This is a genomic window from Mycobacterium sp. IS-1496 (assembly GCF_001499995.1).
Lineage (GTDB): Bacteria > Actinomycetota > Actinomycetes > Mycobacteriales > Mycobacteriaceae > Mycobacterium.
This window is the reverse complement of the sequence record NZ_LQIU01000025.1, coordinates 1-18,737: the sequence shown is the minus strand read 5'-3', so window position 1 is coordinate 18,737 and position 18,737 is coordinate 1. Positions and strand designations below refer to the sequence as shown.

Annotated in this window: 19 protein-coding genes and 1 tRNA gene; 11 read left to right on the top strand and 9 right to left on the bottom strand. The window is 69.3% G+C overall.

What is annotated here, in order from left to right; translation table 11 throughout:
* Positions 1 to 10 precede the first annotated feature (10 nt).
* Positions 11 to 1,138: a glycosyltransferase family 4 protein gene (locus tag AU195_RS14750; RefSeq protein ID WP_059159815.1), complete on the top strand. Its 1,128-nt coding sequence runs from the start codon at positions 11 to 13 to the stop codon at positions 1,136 to 1,138.
* A gap of 129 nt (positions 1,139 to 1,267) precedes the next feature.
* On the opposite strand, the gene AU195_RS14745 is transcribed toward AU195_RS14750, so the two are convergent.
* Complete coding sequence (locus AU195_RS14745) at positions 1,268 to 2,092, bottom strand: SDR family oxidoreductase (protein WP_059159814.1); 825 nt, start codon at positions 2,090 to 2,092, stop codon at positions 1,268 to 1,270.
* Between the two features lie 71 nt (positions 2,093 to 2,163).
* Here AU195_RS14745 and AU195_RS14740 point away from each other — a divergent pair, with 71 nt between their 5' ends.
* Together AU195_RS14740 and AU195_RS14735 are read left to right on the top strand one after the other, a co-directional pair.
* The gene (locus tag AU195_RS14740; protein WP_059159813.1) at positions 2,164 to 2,856 is read left to right on the top strand and encodes a demethylmenaquinone methyltransferase; all 693 of its coding nucleotides are present in this window, start codon (positions 2,164 to 2,166) and stop codon (positions 2,854 to 2,856) included.
* Between the two features lie 95 nt (positions 2,857 to 2,951).
* Complete coding sequence (locus tag AU195_RS14735; RefSeq protein ID WP_059159812.1) at positions 2,952 to 4,736, top strand: hydroxysqualene dehydroxylase; 1,785 nt, start codon at positions 2,952 to 2,954, stop codon at positions 4,734 to 4,736.
* A gap of 4 nt (positions 4,737 to 4,740) precedes the next feature.
* Here the strand turns inward: AU195_RS14735 and ygiD are convergent, their stop codons facing one another.
* The 5 genes from ygiD to AU195_RS14710 form a co-directional block, all read right to left on the bottom strand.
* A complete protein-coding gene (gene ygiD, locus AU195_RS14730; RefSeq protein ID WP_216636390.1) occupies positions 4,741 to 5,577 on the bottom strand; it encodes a 4,5-DOPA-extradiol-dioxygenase in 837 nt (278 codons plus the stop codon).
* 34 nt (positions 5,578 to 5,611) lie between these two features.
* Positions 5,612 to 6,214, bottom strand: coding sequence for a DedA family protein (locus AU195_RS14725; RefSeq protein WP_059159862.1), 603 nt, complete (start codon positions 6,212 to 6,214; stop codon positions 5,612 to 5,614).
* A 62-nt stretch (positions 6,215 to 6,276) separates the two neighbouring features.
* Positions 6,277 to 6,915, bottom strand: coding sequence for a trimeric intracellular cation channel family protein (locus AU195_RS14720; RefSeq protein ID WP_059159810.1), 639 nt, complete (start codon positions 6,913 to 6,915; stop codon positions 6,277 to 6,279).
* A gap of 21 nt (positions 6,916 to 6,936) precedes the next feature.
* Entirely contained in the window at positions 6,937 to 9,129 is a 2,193-nt protein-coding gene (locus tag AU195_RS14715) for a phosphatase domain-containing protein (RefSeq protein WP_059159809.1), read from the bottom strand.
* A 92-nt stretch (positions 9,130 to 9,221) separates the two neighbouring features.
* Positions 9,222 to 9,662: a hypothetical protein gene (locus tag AU195_RS14710; protein ID WP_059159861.1), complete on the bottom strand. Its 441-nt coding sequence runs from the start codon at positions 9,660 to 9,662 to the stop codon at positions 9,222 to 9,224.
* A 40-nt stretch (positions 9,663 to 9,702) separates the two neighbouring features.
* Here AU195_RS14710 and AU195_RS14705 point away from each other — a divergent pair, with 40 nt between their 5' ends.
* On the top strand, positions 9,703 to 9,966 hold the full coding sequence (locus AU195_RS14705) for a hypothetical protein (RefSeq protein WP_059159808.1): 264 nt from the start codon (positions 9,703 to 9,705) through the stop codon (positions 9,964 to 9,966).
* Here AU195_RS14705 and menJ read toward each other — a convergent pair whose 3' ends face one another.
* Positions 9,967 to 11,193: a menaquinone reductase MenJ gene (gene menJ, locus AU195_RS14700; RefSeq protein WP_172800587.1), complete on the bottom strand. Its 1,227-nt coding sequence runs from the start codon at positions 11,191 to 11,193 to the stop codon at positions 9,967 to 9,969. It lies immediately after the preceding gene.
* 14 nt (positions 11,194 to 11,207) lie between these two features.
* Here menJ and grcC1 point away from each other — a divergent pair, with 14 nt between their 5' ends.
* The 3 genes from grcC1 to AU195_RS14685 all read left to right on the top strand — a co-directional run bounded on the left by grcC1 (position 11,208) and on the right by AU195_RS14685 (position 13,829).
* Positions 11,208 to 12,215 carry a nonaprenyl/(2E,6E)-farnesyl/geranylgeranyl diphosphat synthase gene (grcC1, locus tag AU195_RS14695; RefSeq protein ID WP_172800586.1) on the top strand — a complete coding sequence of 336 codons (1,008 nt, stop codon included), beginning with the start codon at positions 11,208 to 11,210 and terminating at the stop codon, positions 12,213 to 12,215.
* 67 nt (positions 12,216 to 12,282) lie between these two features.
* Complete coding sequence (gene htpX, locus AU195_RS14690) at positions 12,283 to 13,158, top strand: zinc metalloprotease HtpX (protein ID WP_059159805.1); 876 nt, start codon at positions 12,283 to 12,285, stop codon at positions 13,156 to 13,158.
* An 83-nt stretch (positions 13,159 to 13,241) separates the two neighbouring features.
* Entirely contained in the window at positions 13,242 to 13,829 is a 588-nt protein-coding gene (locus AU195_RS14685; RefSeq protein WP_059159804.1) for a hypothetical protein, read from the top strand.
* Between the two features lie 3 nt (positions 13,830 to 13,832).
* Here the strand turns inward: AU195_RS14685 and AU195_RS14680 are convergent, their stop codons facing one another.
* Positions 13,833 to 14,858 carry an NAD(P)H-dependent glycerol-3-phosphate dehydrogenase gene (locus AU195_RS14680; protein WP_059159803.1) on the bottom strand — a complete coding sequence of 342 codons (1,026 nt, stop codon included), beginning with the start codon at positions 14,856 to 14,858 and terminating at the stop codon, positions 13,833 to 13,835.
* Between the two features lie 107 nt (positions 14,859 to 14,965).
* Here AU195_RS14680 and AU195_RS14675 point away from each other — a divergent pair, with 107 nt between their 5' ends.
* Together AU195_RS14675 and AU195_RS14670 are read left to right on the top strand one after the other, a co-directional pair.
* Positions 14,966 to 16,813, top strand: coding sequence for an alpha/beta hydrolase (locus AU195_RS14675; RefSeq protein WP_059159860.1), 1,848 nt, complete (start codon positions 14,966 to 14,968; stop codon positions 16,811 to 16,813).
* The gene (locus tag AU195_RS14670; protein ID WP_059159802.1) at positions 16,791 to 17,345 is read left to right on the top strand and encodes a lipoprotein LppJ family protein; all 555 of its coding nucleotides are present in this window, start codon (positions 16,791 to 16,793) and stop codon (positions 17,343 to 17,345) included. Before AU195_RS14675 ends, AU195_RS14670 begins: the two co-directional genes overlap by 23 nt.
* On the opposite strand, the gene AU195_RS14665 is transcribed toward AU195_RS14670, so the two are convergent.
* On the bottom strand, positions 17,332 to 17,823 hold the full coding sequence (locus AU195_RS14665; RefSeq protein WP_059096374.1) for a YajQ family cyclic di-GMP-binding protein: 492 nt from the start codon (positions 17,821 to 17,823) through the stop codon (positions 17,332 to 17,334). The genes AU195_RS14670 and AU195_RS14665 overlap by 14 nt on opposite strands.
* 103 nt (positions 17,824 to 17,926) lie before the next feature.
* On the opposite strand from AU195_RS14665, the gene AU195_RS14660 reads away from it, so the two are divergent.
* A tRNA-Tyr gene (locus AU195_RS14660) sits at positions 17,927 to 18,009 on the top strand.
* 131 nt (positions 18,010 to 18,140) lie between these two features.
* Positions 18,141 to 18,737: transposase (locus AU195_RS14655; RefSeq protein WP_502687344.1), on the top strand; the 597-nt coding region annotated here is incomplete at its 3' end.

Genomic DNA, 18,737 nt, shown 5'->3' with positions numbered 1-18,737 from the left:
CCCTCGGGTCGTGCGCGTTGCGATCGTTGCCGAGTCCTTCCTCCCCAACGTCAACGGCGTCACCAACTCGGTGCTGCGGGTGCTCGAGCATCTGCGCCGCACCGGCCACGAGGTGATCGTCATCGCCCCGGACACCCCGCGCGGTGAACCGCCTGCCGAACGGGTGCACGACGGGGTCCGGGTGCACCGGGTGCCGTCGCGGATGTTTCCGAAGGTGACCTCCCTGCCGCTGGGCGTGCCGCGGCCCCGGTTGGTGGGGGTGCTGCGGGGTTTCGACCCCGACGTGGTGCACCTGGCGTCCCCGGCGCTGCTCGGCTACGGCGGTCTGCACGCCGCGCGCCATCTCGGCGTCCCGACGGTCGCGGTGTTCCAGACCGACGTCGCCGGGTTCGCGCAGAGCTACGGCGTCGGGGCGATGTCGCGCGCGGCGTGGGCGTGGACCCGGCATCTGCACAGCCGGGCCGACCGCACGCTGGCGCCGTCGACCTCGGCGATGCAAAACCTCGAGGCGCACGGCGTCCCGCGGGTGCACCGCTGGGCGCGCGGGGTCGACATCACCGGCTTCGCACCGTCGGCCCGCGACGAGCGGTTGCGGCGGCGGTGGTCGCCCGACGGCAAGCCGATCGTCGGGTTCGTCGGGCGGTTGGCGCCGGAGAAGCACGTCGAGCGGTTGGCCGCGCTGGGCGCCCGCAGCGATCTGCAGATCGTGGTGGTCGGCGACGGGGTGGACCGGGCGAAGCTCGAATCAGTCTTGCCGACAGCGGTTTTCACCGGAGCGCTCTACGGTGACGCGTTGGCCGCCGCGTACGCCAGCATGGACGTCTTCGTGCACCCCGGCGAGCACGAGACGTTCTGCCAGGCCGTGCAGGAGGCGATGGCGTCGGGTCTTCCGGTGGTCGCGCCGAACGCCGGCGGGCCGCGGGATCTGGTCGCGCCGTACCGCACCGGGTTGCTGCTCGACGTCGCCGACTTCGAAGGCAGGCTCGGGGAGTCCGTCGACCACCTGATCGCCGAGCGCCCGCGGTACTCCACCGCGGCGCGGCGCAGCGTGCTGGGCCGCACCTGGCCGGCGATCTGCGACGAACTGCTCGCCCACTACGAGGCCGTGGCAGCCCGGCGCACACTCCGCGCCGCCTAGCTTTCGGGTCCCCACCCACCGCGAGCCGGGGTCCCCACCCACCGCGAGCGTGCGTGCCTGTACCCCGGCACGCCGCGAAACCGCGACGGTCTGCGCATGCTCGCAGGGGAACGAGCGCGCGCAAACCGGCTAGCCTTGCGCTTCGATCGCGACGGGTTGCCACTCCTCCCACGTCGCCAGCCGGCTCTCGTAGTCGGCCTTGGCGATGCCCAGCGGCACCTCACCGAAGAACACGCGCAGCGGCGGGTTCTCGGCGTCGACGACCTTGAGGATCGCGCCGGCCGACGCCTTCGGGTCACCCGGATTGGCGGAGCGCTGACTGCGCGCTCGCTGCGCCTGCTCCTTGATCTCCGCGTAGTCGTCCAACGGGGTGGCGTGTTTGGCCGACGGGCCGGCCCAGTCGGTGGAGAAACCACCCGGCTCGATCAGTGTGACGTGCACACCGAACGGCGCCACCTCCTGCGCCAGTGCCTGGGAGAAGCCCTCCAGCGCCCACTTCGACGCGTGGTAGATCCCGACGTTGGGGAAGGCGCTGATCCCGCCGATCGACGACACCTGCACGATGTGGCCGCTGCGCTGCGCGCGCAGATACGGCAGTGCCGCCTGGGTGATCCACAACGCCCCGAACACATTCGTCTCGATCTGGTCGCGCGCCTCCTGCTCGGACAGTTCCTCGATGAAGCCGAACTGCCCGTAACCGGCGTTGTTGACGACGATGTCGAGCCGCCCGAAGTGGTCGTGGGCCTGTTCGACCGCCGCGAAGTCGGCGTCGCGGTCGGTGACGTCGAGGGCGATGGGCAACAGCGCGTCGCCGAACTTCTCGGTGAGGTCGGCGAGCGTCGCGGTGTCCCGCGCGGTCGCCGCGACGCGGTCACCCCGCTCGAGCGCGGCGATCGCCCACTCCCGGCCGAATCCGCGCGATGTACCAGTGATGAACCATACTTTTCCGCTCATATCGCGTTACAAGGGCGCCGGCGGCGTCCCCCATTCCCGGTGGCAGCGGATTCACAGGTAGCGTCGGCGTCGTGAGCCGGGCGACGTTGGACAAGAACCCCCACGAGGTCGCGTCGATGTTCGATGCGGTGGCGCGCCGTTATGACCTGACCAACACCGTGCTCTCGCTGGGGCAGGACCGGTTCTGGCGCCGCGAGACCTGCTCGGCGCTGGGTATCGGACCGGGCGACAAGGTGCTCGACCTGGCGGCAGGCACCGCGGTGTCGACGGTCGAACTCGCAGCCTCCGGCGCATGGTGTGTGGCCGCGGACTTCTCGGTGGGGATGCTCTCCGCGGGGCGGCAGCGCGACGTACCGAAGGTCGCCGGCGACGCGACCAGGCTGCCGTTCGCCGACGAGTCGTTCGACGCGGTCACCATCAGCTTCGGCCTGCGCAACGTGGTCGATCATGTGGCCGGCCTCAAGGAGATGGCGCGGGTGACGCGGCCGGGTGGGCGGTTGGTGGTGTGCGAGTTCTCCACGCCGACGAACCGCGCCTTCGCCACGCTGTACAAGGAGTACCTGATGAAGGCGCTGCCGCGGATGGCCCGCGCGGTCGCCTCCAACCCCGACGCCTACGTCTATCTGGCCGAGTCGATCCGGGCGTGGCCGGATCAGGCGGGTCTCGCGCGGCGCATCGAGGACGCGGGCTGGTCGCAGGTGCGCTGGCGCAACCTGACCGGCGGCATCGTCGCGCTGCACGCCGCGGTCAAACCACCGCGCTGAGCGCACCGACACGCGGCGCAGACCCAAATGCGCGGTTGTGGCGCGAATCACCGTTAACTTATCGCCGACGGGGTTCCGCGGCGAGGCGGTGGGTCATGGGTCGGGTTCATCAACAGCACGTGTCGCGCCGGTCGTTTCTGGCGGGCACCGCGAGCGCCGGTCTGGCCGCGGCGACGCTGACGGCCGTGCCGCCGGCAGCGCGCGCCGCGCCCCGGGGCATGTCGGTGGCGGTGTTCGGCGCAGGCATCGCCGGGCTCACTGCCGCACACGAACTCGTCGACCGCGGTTACACCGTCACCGTCTACGAGCGGAAAGCCCTGGGCGGCAAGGCGAGATCGATTCCGGTGCCGAACTCCGGTACCACGCCGCTGCCGGCCGAACACGGCTTCCGATTCTTCCCCGGCTTCTACCGCAACGTCACCGACACCATGCGACGGATTCCGTTCCCCGGCAACAGTCATGGCACCTGGCAGAATCTGACGCGGGCGACGTCCTATCTGCATTCGGGCCTCAACCGGGCCGATCTGACTGTGCCGCTGCCGTTTCCGCTGCCGACGCTGCCGAACCCGGTCACTCCGAAGGCGTTCATCGAGTCGGTCACCACCGTGTTCCAGACGCTGTACCGGTTGCCGCTGTGGGAGGCGGCCTACGCCGCGCAGAAGCTGGCCGTCTACGTGACCAGCTGTGACGAGCGCAAGCTCGGGCAGTGGGAGAACATGACGTGGGAGGACTACATCGGCGCGAACAAGCGGTCACACGAGTACAACCGCTATCTGGCCGACGGCATCATCCGCAACCTTGCCGCCTCGAAGTCCAAGGATGCCAGCGCCCATTCCATCGGTCTGGTCGGTGAGGCGTCGGTGTGGTCGATCCTGTTGCTGGGCAACGACTACGACAACAAGGGCTTCGACCGTGTGCTGAACGGACCGACGAGTTCGCAGTGGCTCGACCCGTGGGTCGCCCATCTGCGGTCGAAGGGTGTCACGTTCCGTGTGGGTGAGGCGCTGGCGCGGCTGACGCCGGACGGTGCGCACATCGCGTCGGCGACGGTCGTGGGCCCCGGTGGTGCGACGCGTCCGGTCGTCGCCGACTGGTACGTCAGCGCGATCCCATGCGAGAAACTCGCCGCGGTGCTCACCCCCGACGTCATCGCCGCGGACCCGAAACTGGCCGACGTCGCCCTGCTGCGCACCGAATGGATGAACGGGCTGATGTTCTACCTCAGGGAGCGGGTCGACGTCACGAAAGGTCATGTCAACTACGTGGATTCGGGGTGGGCGATCACCTCGATCAGCGAGGCGCAATTCTGGAAACGAAGCCTGAGCAGCTACGGCGACGGCACGGTCAAGGACTGTCTGTCGGCGATCATCTCGGACTGGACGACCCCGGGCAACGTCAACCGCCGAAGCGCCAGGGACTGTACGCCCGAGGAGATCGCTCGTGAGGCGTGGGCGCAGATCAAGGCGCACCTCAACGACACCGACACCGTGCTCACCGACGACATGCTGCACTCGTGGTTCCTCGACCCCGCGATCATCGACTCGGGCACGCCCCAGGTCCGCAACGACGAACCGCTGTTCATCCAGGACCCCGGATCGTGGGCGCGCCGTCCGGAGGCCGTGACGGGAATCGACAACCTGTTCCTGGCCGGCGAGTGGGTGAAGACCGACCAGAACGTCACCACCATGGAGGGCGCCAACGAGGGCGGCCGGTACGCCGCGAACGGGGTGTTGCAGGCGTCGGGCTATCGCGGTCCGATGGTCAAGATCGTCGAGTTGTTCCAGGCGCCGTGGTGGGTGCCGTTCAAACAGGCCGACCGGGCGCGCTACCGCGCAAAGCTGCCGAACGCGCTGGACATCCTGGACACCCGCTGGCCGTAACGCGTCAGATGTTCGAGGCGTCGGCGGGCGCGTTCGGCGGATGCTGTTGTCCAACAGCGGGTTCCGAAACAATAGCCCCCAGGCCCAGCGTGTAGGCGGTCATCGACAGCGACCCGTAGGAGTACCCGTCGACCAGAACGTCGACCCCGTCCTCACCCGCGGAGGCCAACCCCGCCAGATACAGCCACGGGATGAAGTGGTCGGGGGTCGGCGCCGCGATGCCGAAGTCGGCGTGCCGGCTCAGGCCCGCAGCCTCCGAGGGCTCCGAGGCGATCAACTCTCTGGCGGCGTCGTCGAATCGGTGGGCCCAGTCGAACCCGGTGTCGAGCGTCCAGTCCATGGCCTGCAGGTTGTGAACGACGTTGCCGCTGGCCAGGATCAGCACTCCACGTTCGCGCAGCGGAGCCAGCTTCGCGCCCAGTTCGAGGTGGTAGTCGAGCGGTTTGTCGGCGTTGACCGACAGCTGGACGACGGGTATCGACGCGTCGGGGAAGGCGTGGACCAGCACCGACCAGGTGCCGTGGTCGATGCCCCAGCTGTCGATGTCGGCGCCCACCCACGTCGGATGCACCACCTCGCCGACCTCGTCGGCCAGTTCGGGCAGTCCGGGGGCGGGGTACTGCACGTCGAACAGTTCCTGCGGGAAACCGTAGAAGTCGTGGATGGTCCTCGGTCGCGGCATCGCGGTGACCGCCGTCGCGTTGATGTACCAGTGCGCGCTGATCACCAGGATCGCGCGCGGACGGGTGACCTGCTCACCGAACGCCCGCCACGCCGCGGTGTACCGATTGACTTCGAGCGCGTTCATGGGGCTGCCGTGTCCGATGAACGCCGCGGGCATCAGGTCCATTCGACCACCATCCCACGTGCGACGGCTAACGCTGCTCAACGAGTTCGGGTTTCCGGCGCACCCGGCGCACCACCTCGACGGCGCCGCCCACGGCCACCGCCACCCCGAAGGACACCGCGAACGCGCCGATCGTGTTCTCGGCGAACGCCTTCCCGCCGACGAAGCCGATCAGCGTGTTGATGCTGCCCCACAGCACGGCGGCGATCGCGTCGAAGACGAGGAACCGGCGATACGGGAATTCGAGTATGCCGGAGGCGATCATCGTCGGCGTACGGCCGCCGGGGATGAAGCGGGCCACGATGATGATCGATCCGCCGTGCTCGTCGAGCTCCCGCTTCGCCCACTCCAGACCCCGGCGCCCCTTCTCCCCGCGGGTGATCCACCGGCAGGCCCGGTCCTGAGCGGAGCGCCCGATCCAGTACGCGAGGTTGTCACCGACGAACGACCCGATCGACGCCATCGCGATCACCAGGGGCAGTGACATCGCGCCGTCCGCCGAGAGGATCCCACCGGTGATGAGACCCGACTCGCTCGGGATGACGGGCACGACGGCGTCGAACAGGCAGAACGCCAGGAGAAGCGGATAGGCCCACCACGCGTGCCCGAGGGCGCCGAGCAGCGAGTCCATCATCCCTCTCCGGTGCCCCGGTTGGCCGCGACCGAAACAACCGTGTGGCCGCTCGGTCGAGGCTATGACCCGTCCGGAGCGAATCCCGGTGGGCGAGGCGCGTTGAGCTGATACCGGACCCCCAGCATCCGGATGACGAAGCAGACCGCCGTCGCCCCGAGCGCGGCGGCCAGGCCGTAGAGGTCCAACCGGACCGCGGCCACGGTGATCGACGCCGCCACCAGGGCCGGAATCGCGTACAACTCGCTGCGCAACACCGTCGGCACCTGCCCCACCAGCGCGTCGCGGATCGTGCCGCCGCCGACGGCGGTGATGACGCCGAGCAGCACCGCCGGTGCGACGCCGAGGCCGAAGGCCAGCGCCTTACTCGCCCCGATCACCGCGAACACGCTGAGCCCGATCGCGTCGAAGACGGTGATCGCCATCCCCAGCCGCTCCAGCCACCGGTTGAGGGCGAACGCGATCAGCGCCCCACCGACGGCCAGCGCGAAGTACCGCCAGTCGAGGAACGTCGCGGGCGGCAGCGCGTCGATGAGGACGTCGCGAATCACCCCGCCGCCCAGGGCCGTCATCATCCCGAGGGTCACCACACCCACCACGTCGAGGTGTGTCGCACGCAACGCCGTCAGCGCCCCGTTGAGCCCGAACACGAAGGTGCCGGTGAGGTCGAGCGCGAACAGCAGCGGCGGTTGGGTGTTCACCCGTCCTGCCTATCACGGGGATCAGTAGGCGCGGCGCAGTCGCATACCCAGCGGCCGACCGTCCGGATCGAGCACGATCCGGTACGCGGGAATGGTCAACCACCGGTGCCGGGCCGGCGGCCGCGCCCGATCCTGTCCGAACACGTGCGGGCGCAGCCGCCCGGGCGGGCGCGGCCCCTGACATCCCTCGGCATGCCACGCATCGAGGGTCGCCGCCCGCTCCCGCACGGTGGCGGCGGCCCGGTCGGGGTCGAGCAAGTCGTCGTCCTCGCCGAGGCCGAGGTGTTCGCGCATCAGGTCGAGCCGCAGCCGGCGCGCGAACCGCCGGGCGCCGTCACCCAACCCGCCGGGATCGTCGGGAGCGCGTGCGTCGCGCTCGTCGTCGATGATCGCGGCCGCCAACTCCGAATCATGCGTCCAGGAGCGGTTGTTGAGGTTGTTGCTGCCCACCACCGCCCAGACGTCATCGACGATGCAGACCTTGGCGTGCACATAGATCGGCCGGCTCTCGTCGTTCTCGATGTCGACGATCTGCACGCGCGCGCCACCGGCGGCCCGCACCATCGCCATGGCCTCCAGCTGACCCATCTCGGCCGCACGCGTGGCCACCTTCTGGTCGACACGACGCGGCACCACCGCGATCAGGTGCAGATCGGGTGAGCGCCGCAGCGCGGCGGCGAAGATGCGCGCCACGTCCACCGACCACAGGTACTGGTCCTCGAGGTAGACCAGCCGGCGGGCCCGCCGCAGCGCCTTGGCGTAGGCGCGGGCGACGCTGCGTTCGCCCAGCGGGGCGAACGGATGCGCGGGCCGGCGACGTGGGTAGGTCCGCAGGAGCTGCACCGCACAGTGGCCGGCGTCCGGCGGATCCGGCGAGGGGGCAGGCAGCGGCGACGCGGTGCGCGGTGAACCGTGGACGAGGTCTGAGACGACGTGCCAGGGCAGCCGGGTCGTCGGCGCGGGATCCTCCCACCGTTCCCTGATCGCGTCCTCGATCTCGCGCACCGCGGGTCCGCGCACCTCGACCTGGATGTCGTGACGGGCCGGGGTGGGTCCGTACAGGTCGTCGGGCGAATCAGCCTGCGGGTCACCGTGGTGGTCGGCGTCGTCGCGGCTGCCACGGTCGACGTCGATCCCACCGACGAACGCCACATCGTCGTGGGAGCGCCCGCCGTACCGAATCACGACAGCCTTCTGATGGTGGCTGCCGAGCGCGCGGATCCGTTGGTCCAGAAGCACTTCCACGCCGACGGCGGCCATGTCGGCGGCGAAGTGCCGGTTCTGCTCGAGGTGGTAGCCGAAGGTGCCGAGGTGCGCGCGCCACAGCAGTCCGCGCACCAGCGCCCCGCGCCGAGCGGCCGCGGCCAACGCCTCGGCGACCGTGGGCCCGTCGTCGGTGAGCAACTCTTCGGAGTCGGCGCGCCACCCGGCGAACAGGACCACGTCACCCGGCCCGGCGGCGGCCAGGGCGTCGGCGAGCGCGGCGAAGTAGGTCCGCCCGTGCACGAGCGGGCGGACGGCGTTGTTCGCGGTCCAGGGGCGCAGCCGGGTGACGTCGTTCCCGCGTTCACCTGCGGTGAGGAACCACGCGTCGACGGCCGTGCGCTGTTGTGGCTGCAGGCTCAGGCTCGCGTCCAACCCCGGCAGGATCTCCTCGGCGTTCGGCGCCGTCACCACGGCCACGCCGGGCAGATCGTCACCGCGCAGAGCCCGCCGCGATTGGCGGCGGTCCTCGCGCAGCGCGATCACCGCCACCCGGCCCGGATGGCGACGGGCGAAGTCGGCGAACAGGTCCGGATCGGGTCCGGCGTCGTCGCCGATCAGGATCCAGCGCAGCTGGGGGTGCCGCTCGGCCAACCGGTCGAGCGCGGCGCGTTTGGGTGTCAGGCTGTGGCCGACGAGCCAGCCGGGGGCGAGGTCACCTCCCGCGGGCAGCGCGGTGCCGGTCGGGTAGCCGTTACGGGTCAGCGCATCGCTGATCAGCGGCGCGGACAAGTCCGGGGCCGCGGTCAGATAGAACACCGCCGGCGCGAGGTCGGAGTGCGCGAGATGCCGCACCAGATGCGGCATGCCGAGCACCGACCGGCGATCGCGGGGACTGCGGTTGAACAGCGCGCTCACCCTGCCCAGCTGCCGGCGCACGTGCGTGATCGGCAGGACCCCGTCCACGTCGCACACCACGCCGAACTGGGGCTCAACGGGTGGGCTCGGCACCCCTGAATTGTGCCCTGACCGCCCCGGTGCGGCCCCCCGAAATGCGGAATCCGTCCGTCAATGACGTCGAATACATTGCCGGAGAGCTGCTTTCACGAGTCTCGCGCCCATAGGCGCAGGCTGTCGTCTGCGACGGCCGAATCGTGGGTCTGTTGGAAGTTGCGCCCGCCGCGGCGGTACGTCGCGAGAACCGCCGACGGTACCTCCGGTTCGAGGAACGGAGCGGACAGCCACCGGCACGGGCGCACGTGCACCAGGTCGACGGCCGCTGCGGCGCGCGTGTTGTCGCGTCGGTACGGCCCGTCGATGCGGCCCAACCAGAACAGCCCCTCGGGGTCGCGCGTCCACACGAGGGCGCCGTCGGGGGCGTCGGCGAAGCGGGCGATGCGGCGGGTCAGCCGATCCTCGTCGACCCCGAGTTCGCCGAAGCCGCACAGCCCGATCCGGCGGGCCCGCTCGATCGTCTGCGCAACGTCGATGCCGTCGTCGCGTGAGCGCATCGGCGCCCGGTACACCGCCACCCTGTCCGTCATCATCGGGATATGCTGCCCCACACCGGTGGCGGGAGTGCGGATGCAGACGTTCTGGCGTTACGTGCGGTTCCAGGCGATGATGTTCGTCTTCGGGATCGTGGGGCCGATCTTCCTCATCCTGTACTTCGCCACCCAGCCCGATCCGTCGATGAAGTGGGCGTACTGGTTCGGGTTGTTCATCACCACCGCCGACATCCTCATCGCGCTCGCGTTGACCGACGGGACCCGCAAGGACGATCCGCCGGCCGACATGCGGATCGCGCTGGCCTTCGCCAGACACAAACAGCGCGGCCCCGACGCGTGATCAGCTGAAGGGTTTGCGCGCGTCCAGCCCGCGTGACGCCAGACCGCCCGCCCGCCACACGCGGGCGATCCAGTCGGCGTCCTCGTCGGTGACCAGATTGCCCATCACCCGGACCGCGATGCGCATGAGCGTCGTCGACCGCATCGCCACCGGACCGGTCACCGGCAGGAACTTCGGCAGCGTGAGCAGCAACGCCAGCCGGCGGGCCACGGAGAAGCCGCGGGCGTAATGCTCGCTCAGCACGGCGGGCCACGCCTGCGAGAGGTCGTCGGCGCCGAGCAGATCGACGGCCAGGCGGCCGGTCTCCAGCCCGTAGTCGATGCCCTCCCCGTTGAGCGGGTTCACGCACGCGGCGGCGTCGCCGATCAGCATCCAGTTCGGGCCTGCGACTCCGGAGACCGCACCACCCATCGGCAGCAGTGCCGACAGCGGTGCGCGGGGTTCGCCGTCGAAGCCCCACTCCTCGCGGCGCAGCGCCGTGTAGTACGACATCAGCGGCCGCAAAGCCGCGTCGGCGGGCCGTTTCTCGGTGGCCAGGGCGCCGACGCCGATGTTCACCTCCCCGTTGCCCAGCGGGAAGATCCAGCCGTAACCGGGCAGCACCTTGCCCTCGGGGGACCGCAACTCGAGATGTGAGGTGATCCACGGTTCGTGGCTGCGCGGGCTGGCGAGATATCCGCGCACCGCGACGCCGTAGACGGTCTGCTGATGCCACCGGCGCCCGAGCGCCCGGCCCAGTGTCGACCGCGCCCCGTCGGCGACGATCAACATCCCGACTCCGACCTCCGCACCCGAGTCGAGCACCAACGTCTCGACACGGCCGGAGGAATCATGCCTGACGTCAACGGCTTTGGCGCCGAGCAGCATCTTGGCGCCGTCGTCGGCGGCCACGGAGCGGATCCGGTCGTCCAGTTCGGTGCGCGGCACCGCGCTGCCCGTGGACGGGAACGACGGTCCGGGCCACGCGACCTGCACGTCCGCGCCGAAACCGGACATGCGCAGACCGCGGTGGCGGATGCGGGTGTCCAGCCACGGCCCGAGTCCGAGGCGTTCGAGTTCGGCGACCGCCCGGGGGGTCAGCCCGTCGCCGCAGGCCTTGTCGCGCGGGAACTGGGCGGAATCGATCACCAGCACGTCGCGGCCGGCGCGAGCCGCCCACGCGGCGGCCGACGAACCCGCAGGTCCGGCGCCGACAACGACCACATCCGCCCGGGTCTTCATTGTCACAGTATGTTGGCAGGGTGAGGACACCGGCGACTGTGGTGGCGGGCGTGGATTTCGGTGACGCGGCCTTCGCGGCCGAAGTCCGCGCCGGAGTCGCCCGCATCGAGGATCTGATGTCCACCGAGCTGGGCAAGGCGGACGAGCTGATGGCCGAGGCCGTCCAGCACCTCTTCCAGGCCGGCGGCAAACGGTTCCGTCCGCTGTTCACGGTGTTGTCGGCACAGCTCGGGCCCGATCCGAACGCCTGGCAGGTGACGGTGGCCGGTGCGGTGATCGAGCTGGTGCACCTGGCCACGCTGTACCACGACGACGTGATGGACGAGGCCCAGATGCGGCGCGGGGCGCCGAGCGCCAACGCCCGCTGGGGCAACAACATCGCGATCCTCGCCGGTGACTATCTGTTCGCCACGGCCTCGCGGCTGGTGTCGCGGCTGGGCCCGGAGGCAGTGCGCATCATCGCCGACACGTTCGCCCAGCTGGTCACCGGTCAGATGCGCGAGACGCGCGGGGCGGCCGAGCATGTGGACGAGATCGAGCACTACCTCAAGGTCGTCTACGAGAAGACGGCCTGTCTGATCGCGGCGTCGGGCCGGTTCGGGGCGACGTTCTCCGGCGCGGACGAGGCGCAGATCGAGCGGTTGGCACGCCTGGGCGGCATCGTCGGCACGGCGTTCCAGATCTCCGACGACATCATCGACATCGACAGCGATCCGGACGAGTCGGGCAAGGTTCCCGGCACCGATCTACGTGAGGGTGTTCACACTCTGCCGGTTCTGTACGCGCTGCGGGAATCCGGTCCGGATGCGGAGAGGCTGCGTCAACTGCTCGCCCGGCCGGTCGACAACGACGACGATCTGGCCGAGGCGTTGCGGCTGCTGCGCCGCTCACCAGGCATGGAGCAGGCCAAGTCGACCGTCACCCGCTACGCGCAGCAGGCCCGCGATGAGTTGGCGGCGCTGCCGGACGTGCCCGGGCGCCAGGCGCTGGCGTCGCTGGTCGACTACACGATCACCCGGCACGGCTGAACCTCGCCGGAACCCGGACGGCTGTATGCGGCGTTGGATCAGCGAAGACTTCACGAGGAGGTAGCTGATGACGTGGAATCCGCACGCGAACAGGTTCAAGACGTTCCTGTTGCTGGTGGGGATGTCGGCGCTGATCGTGTTCGTCGGTTCGCTGTTCGGCCGGTCGATCATGGCGCTGGCGGTGCTGTTCGCGGTCGGCATGAACGTCTACGTGTACTTCAACAGCGACAAGCTGGCCCTGAAAGCGATGCACGCCCAGCCGGTCAGCGAGCTGCAGGCGCCGGTGATGTACCGCATCGTGCGCGAACTGGCCAACGCCGCACACCAGCCGATGCCGCGGCTGTACATCTCCGACACCGCGAACCCGAACGCGTTCGCGACCGGGCGTAACCCGCGCAACTCGGCGGTCTGCTGCACCACGGGAATCCTGCAGATCCTCAACGAACGCGAACTGCGCGCGGTGCTGGGCCACGAACTGTCGCACGTGTACAACCGCGACATCCTGATCTCGTGCGTGGCCGGGGCGATGGCGTCGGTGATCACGGCGCTGGCCAACATCGCGCTGTTCGCCGGCATGTTCGGCGGTAACCGCGAGGGGACGAATCCGTTTGCGCTGCTGCTGGTTTCGTTCCTGGGCCCGATCGCGGCCACGGTGGTGCGGCTCGCCGTGTCGCGGTCGCGGGAGTACCAGGCCGACCAGTCCGGCGCCGAGCTGACCGGCGACCCGCTGGCGCTGGCGTCGGCGCTGCGCAAGATCTCCGGCGGGGTGGAGGCCGCGCCGCTGCCGCCGCAGCCGCAATTGGCCGATCAGGCCCACCTGATGATCGCGAGCCCGTTCCGGTCGGGGGAGAAGATCGGCAAGATGTTCTCGACGCATCCGCCGATCGCCGACCGGATCCGCCGGCTCGAGGACATGGCCGGGCGCGGTCCGGGCCTCTACTGAACCCTGTAGGGCCGAAACGCACGCCAGGGTCGTCAAGCCGGCCGCTTCGTAACCCTCACGTCGGTCTCGGCGATGATCAGTTCATGGACCAGCAGTCAGCTCATGCGCGCGGTCGCACCGGCACATATGGTGTGGGCGTGCTCAGCAGAATCCTGGCAGGAACCGCGACGGTCATCGGCGCAGCAGTCATGACGGCGGGCTTCGCCGCGGCCCAACCGCCCGCACCGGCCCCGCCCCCGGCGCCCAACGTCAACGCCTGGCCGCCCGTGAGCCCCGCCGAGTTCACCGCGATGAACGGCACCTGGTACGCGTTCGGCGCGCCCGGCGGCCTGACCTGCGTCATCCAGCGCGGCGGCGCCTACGGCTGCAGCGGCCCGATCCCCGCCGCCCCGGGTGGCGCGAACCTGGTCAGCGGCGGCATCGGCGGTGTGCCGACGTTCGCGAACGCCGCGGCGCCGTTCACCAACGTCGTCGAGACGGTCAACCCGCTGCCGGCCAACACCCGCATCAGCTTCCAGACCGTCAGCTGCGGCACCGACGGCACGATGACGACGTGCGTGGACGCGCACAACGGCGCCGGCTTCGTCATCAGCCCCACGGCCAGTTTCGTGCTGCAGCCCAGCAACCCGCTGCTGCTGCCCCGTGAGGGCCGCAGCCCCTACTTCAACTGACGTCTAGAAGCCCGAGCCGTGCACCTCATGGCCGGGCTTCTCGGCGACCAGGCCGCGATAGGCCTGCTCGACCGTCGACCCGTGGTTGATGACGCCGTCGACCTCACGGGCGATCGGCATGTTCAGCTGGTACTCCTCGGCGAACTCCATGATCACCTTGGAGGCCTTCACACCCTCGGCGACCTGGTTCATCGCAGAGATGATCTCGTCGATCGGCTTGCCGGCCCCGAGCTGCTCGCCGACGTGGCGGTTGCGGCTGCGCTGGCTGGTGCAGGTGACGATCAGGTCGCCCATGCCGGCCAGACCGGCGAAGGTGTCGCGGTGTCCGCCCATGGCCTCGCCGAGTTTCGACATCTCCCGCACCGCACGGGCGATCACCATGGCGCGGGTGTTCTCCCCGATGCCGAGTGAGTAGCCCATGCCGACCGCGATCGCGTAGACGTTCTTCAGGGCGCCCGCCATCTCCACACCCACCACGTCGTCGGTGGTGTAGGTCCGAAAACGCTTGGTGCGGAACAACTCCGCCAGCTGCGCCGCGAGGTGCGGATCCGGCATCGCCAGCACCGCCGCCGCGGCGTACCCGTCGGCGACCTCGCGGGCGATGTTGGGCCCGGCCAGGATTCCCGCCGGGTGCCCGGGCAGCACCTCGTCGACGATCTCGCTCATCCGCTTGTTGGTGCCCTGTTCGAGCCCCTTGACCAGCGACACCACCGGCACCCACGGCCGCAGTTCGGTGGCCAGTTCCTCGAGTACCCCGCGGAACCCGTGCGACGGAACGCCCATAACGACGACGTCGGCACTGTTGGCGGCCTCGGCGAAGTCTGTGGTCGCGCGCAAGGTCTCGCTGAGCACACAGTCCTCACCGAGGTAGCGGGAGTTGCGGTGGTTGGCGTTGATGTCCTTGGCGGTGTCCTCGGAGCGCACCCACTGCATCGTCGGTGCGCGCCGGGAACAGATCGATGCGACGGTGGTGCCCCAGGACCCGCCCCCGAGGACGACGACTTTGGGCTGTCGTTGCGCGTGTGCCATGGCGATCAGCGTAGGACGGTGCCGCCGCCCGGGAGGGCGATTCGATTGGTGCAGCAAGCGCGTCGCGGGCGGCGGGATAATGAGATCTCGTCGGCTCAGGGGGTGTGGTGACGGTTTCGCTGTCGGTGGTGGAGACCTCCCACCCGGACGGCCTCACCGACGCAGCAGGCCGGGTCCGCGAGAAGATCGCCCACCTCGACGGTCTGATGGCCCAGCAGCGTCACGCGTTGGCGGACCTGCGCGCGAACTGGCAGGGCAGGGCCGCGGCGGCGGCGATCGCGAAGGCCGAAGCCAACCTCGACCACCAGGAGGAGCTGCGGGCCCGATTGCAGGCGGTGCAGTCGGCTTTGCAGACGGGTGGGGCGCAGCTGTCGTCGACCCGGCAGGCACTGCGGATGCTGGTGAACGGTCTGCGCGTGACCGGCTGGCAGGTCGCCGACGACGGCACCTGCAGTCCGCCGCCGTTTCTGCCTCCGGTCTTCACCGGGCTGGCGCAGGCGTGGACGGCCGTCATCAGGAAGCTGCTCTCCCAGTACGACGAGATGGACCGGTCGACGGCTGCGGCCGTCACCGCGGCGCTCGGCGGCCCGGTGCCGCAGACGCCGCCGGGAACGCCCGGTGATCCGCGGCGGCTGCCGGGTAAGGACACCGCACCCGAGGACGTCAAGACGTGGTGGGACTCGCTCAGTCAGGCCGAGAAGGATGCGCTGATCGCGAGGCACCCACCGGAGTTGGGCAATCTCAACGGAATTCCCGCCGAGGTCCGGGACCGGGTCAACCAGGCGGTGATGACCGACGACCTGAGCCGCGTCCGGGATGTGGCCGCGCGCAACGGGGTCTCCAAGGACGACGTGATGACCGATCCGGCCCGCTATGGGCTGACCCAGGCCGACGCCACCCGCTTCCACAACGCCCGGCGCACCAGCGAGGGGCTGGCGCATCAACGCGGGCCCAACCCGAAGAACCCGCGGCCGGTGATGCTGTGGGGCTATCAGCCGCTCGCCGACGACGGTCAGGGCCGCGCGGCGATCGTGATCGGTGACCCGGACAGCGCGGAGAACACGGTCGTGATCGTGCCGGGCACCGGCAGCAGCGTTCGCGACGGCTGGCTGGCCGACGGCCACAACGATGCGATCAACCTCTACGACCAGGCCAGGCTGGCCGACCCCGACGATCCGACCGCGGTGATCATGTGGATGGGCTACGACGCGCCCGACGGGTTCACCGACACCCGGATCGCGACCCCGGACCTCGCTCGGGCGGGTGGTGATCTGTTGGCGGCCGACGTGAACGGGCTGGCGGCAACGCACACCGGTCCGTCGCACGTCACGGTGATCGGCCATTCCTACGGGTCGACGACGGTGGCCGACGCGTTCGCGGGCAGCGGGATGCGGGCCGACGACGCGGTGCTGATCGGAAGTCCCGGCACCGACCTGGCCAGAAGCGCCGAGGATTTCCACCTCGACGGCGGCAAGGTCTACGTGGGTGCCGCGTCCACCGACCCGGTCAGCTGGATCGGGATGCCCGGGTACCTTCCGGCCGACGTACTCAACCGCACGCTGGGTTATCCGGTCGGGCCGGATGCCGGGCTCCGCACCGATCCGGCGGGCGACGAGTTCGGGTCGGTGCGTTTCCGCGCCGAAGTCGCCGGCGAGGACGGGTTGGACGTGCATGATCATTCGCATTACTACGACCGAGGCAGTGAATCGATGCGGGCCATCACCGACATCGCCAGCGGCAACAGCCACCGGCTCGCGGAGCAGGACCTGCTCGCCGAGGGGCGGCGGCAGCCGCACATCACCACCCCCGCCCACATCGACCTACCGTTCGGCGGCCGTATTCCGTTGCCGCACATCGACACCGACATTCCGGGCAGTCCCGCGTTCATCGATCCGGAAGCCGGCCGACCAGGGAGCTCTGTGACCACCGACCATGACTACAAACCGACCGGCTGAGCTGATGCGCGCGGCGCTGGCCGTCACGCTGCTGGTGTGCGCGATCGCGTTAGGAGGTTGCTCGATGTCCGAGTTCCGCGGCGATGCCGAGGAGGTCGCCAACCCGATGTCCGACGAACAGGCCGAGGCCCAGGTCGTCGACGTCGGCCGGCAACTGCGCACCATCGCCGGTCTGCAGGACGTCGGCGGCGGATTCTCGTTCGAGTCGTGCAACGACCAGGGTGAGCCGCCCTACCGCGGTCTGGTCGAGATGAGCGCGCAACTGCCGGCGGGCACCGACACCGACACCTACGCCCGGCAGGTCGCCGACGCGATGGTGGCGGCCGGTTGGACCGACGGGCCGCCGCCCGGCAAGAAGCCGTACGGCACGGTGATCCACCGCGATGGGGTGATGGTCGTGATGGGGCCGGGGAACGTCGACGGGCTGCTGGCGTTCACGATCCAGGGGGAGTGCCGCAACACCACCGATCACCGCGACGACGGCAAGACCGTCGGGCGTGACATCACCGCGGAGTTGCTCAGCGGTAGTTGACGAACTGCAGGGCCACCTCGAGATCGGCCTGCTTGAGCAGGGCGATGACGGTCTGCAGGTCGTCGCGCTTCTTGCTGCTCACGCGGATCTCGTCGCCCTGGATCTGGGCCTTGACGCCCTTGGGGCCCTCGTCGCGGATGATCTTGGTGATCTTCTTGGCCTGCTCGCTGGTGATGCCCTCTTTGATGGTGCCGTTGACCTTGTAGGTCTTGCCGCTGGGCTGCGGGTCGCCGGCGTCGAAGGCCTTCATCGAGATGTCGCGCCGGACGAGCTTCTCCTTGAAGACGTCGACGGCGGCCTTCACGCGTTCCTCGGTGGAGCTGACGATCTCGATGGCTTCTTCGCCCTTCCAGGCGATGGTGGTGTCGGTGCCCCGGAAGTCGAAGCGGGTGCTCAACTCCTTGGCTGCCTGGTTCAGCGCGTTGTCGACCTCCTGACGATCGACCTTGCTCACGACGTCGAAGCTGGAATCCGCCATGGACTCGCTCCCTCCTGGCTTGTGTTCGGGCGTTTTCGTCTTCGGCCCATCCTCGTTGTACCCTGCTAGTCGCACCAAATCCGAGAGGACGGTGCGACCACCCGGCAGGTTGCCCGAGCGGCCAATGGGAGCGGACTGTAAATCCGTCGGCTTACGCCTACGCAGGTTCGAATCCTGCACCTGCCACGTTTTGATCAGGCCCCCTTTCGAGGGGGCCTGATCGCGTCAGCGGGCGAACGTGATCCTGTGCCCGATACTCGGGCGGCGGTTTCAAGGCGTCGTTGCAATAGCAGCTGATTCTGATGGGAAGTGCTGCTGTGCCACGTCCACCGTTGTTGAGTGTTGTTCGTGAGTTCTGGGGCTGTATCGGTGAGGGTTGCACTGCACGTGAAGCCGGTGTGGCGGTCGGTGTGTCGTGTGCTACCGGGGTTCGCTGGTTCACACACGCTGGAGGGGTGAACCCGCAAAAGCGTGAGCCGACGACCTCGGGACCTCGGCCGCGTCTGACGTTGGCCGACCGCATTCAGATCCAGATCGGAGTCGCGGCCAACGAATCGCTGAACTCGATTGGCAGGCGATTGGGCCGGCCGGCGTCGACGATCAAGTACGAGCTCGACGTCAACGGTGTCCACCACAACGACGGACGCAAGTCGGGGTATCGGCGCAAGGAGGCGTTCGGAGCGCGTCAGAGCGGTTCGACCGCCACCGTGCGGTACGACGCGGTAGTGGCGCAGTCGCGCTCCGAGGAGCGTGCTCGCCGTCCGCAGCTGGGCAAGCTGGCCCGCAATCAGGTGTTGCATGATGAGGTGCAGGCGAAACTGCTTGAGGAGCACAGCCCTGAGCAGATCGCAGCGCGGTTGCTCATCGACTTCCCCGACGATGCGGAGATGCGCGTGTCCCCGGAGACCATCTAT

Coding starts and splice junctions, on each gene's coding strand:
- AU195_RS14735 (WP_059159812.1), top strand. CDS start 2,952: ATGGGTCGGGTTCATCAACAGCACGTGTCGCGCCGGTCGTTTCTGGCG.
- AU195_RS14680 (WP_059159803.1), bottom strand. CDS start 14,858: ATGGCACACGCGCAACGACAGCCCAAAGTCGTCGTCCTCGGGGGCGGG.
- ygiD (WP_216636390.1), bottom strand. CDS start 5,577: ATGCCCGCGGCGTTCATCGGACACGGCAGCCCCATGAACGCGCTCGAA.
- AU195_RS14710 (WP_059159861.1), bottom strand. CDS start 9,662: ATGACGGACAGGGTGGCGGTGTACCGGGCGCCGATGCGCTCACGCGAC.
- htpX (WP_059159805.1), top strand. CDS start 12,283: ATGACGTGGAATCCGCACGCGAACAGGTTCAAGACGTTCCTGTTGCTG.
- AU195_RS14670 (WP_059159802.1), top strand. CDS start 16,791: ATGACTACAAACCGACCGGCTGAGCTGATGCGCGCGGCGCTGGCCGTC.
- AU195_RS14685 (WP_059159804.1), top strand. CDS start 13,242: ATGGACCAGCAGTCAGCTCATGCGCGCGGTCGCACCGGCACATATGGT.
- AU195_RS14745 (WP_059159814.1), bottom strand. CDS start 2,092: ATGAGCGGAAAAGTATGGTTCATCACTGGTACATCGCGCGGATTCGGC.
- AU195_RS14725 (WP_059159862.1), bottom strand. CDS start 6,214: ATGGACTCGCTGCTCGGCGCCCTCGGGCACGCGTGGTGGGCCTATCCG.
- AU195_RS14665 (WP_059096374.1), bottom strand. CDS start 17,823: ATGGCGGATTCCAGCTTCGACGTCGTGAGCAAGGTCGATCGTCAGGAG.
- AU195_RS14705 (WP_059159808.1), top strand. CDS start 9,703: ATGCAGACGTTCTGGCGTTACGTGCGGTTCCAGGCGATGATGTTCGTC.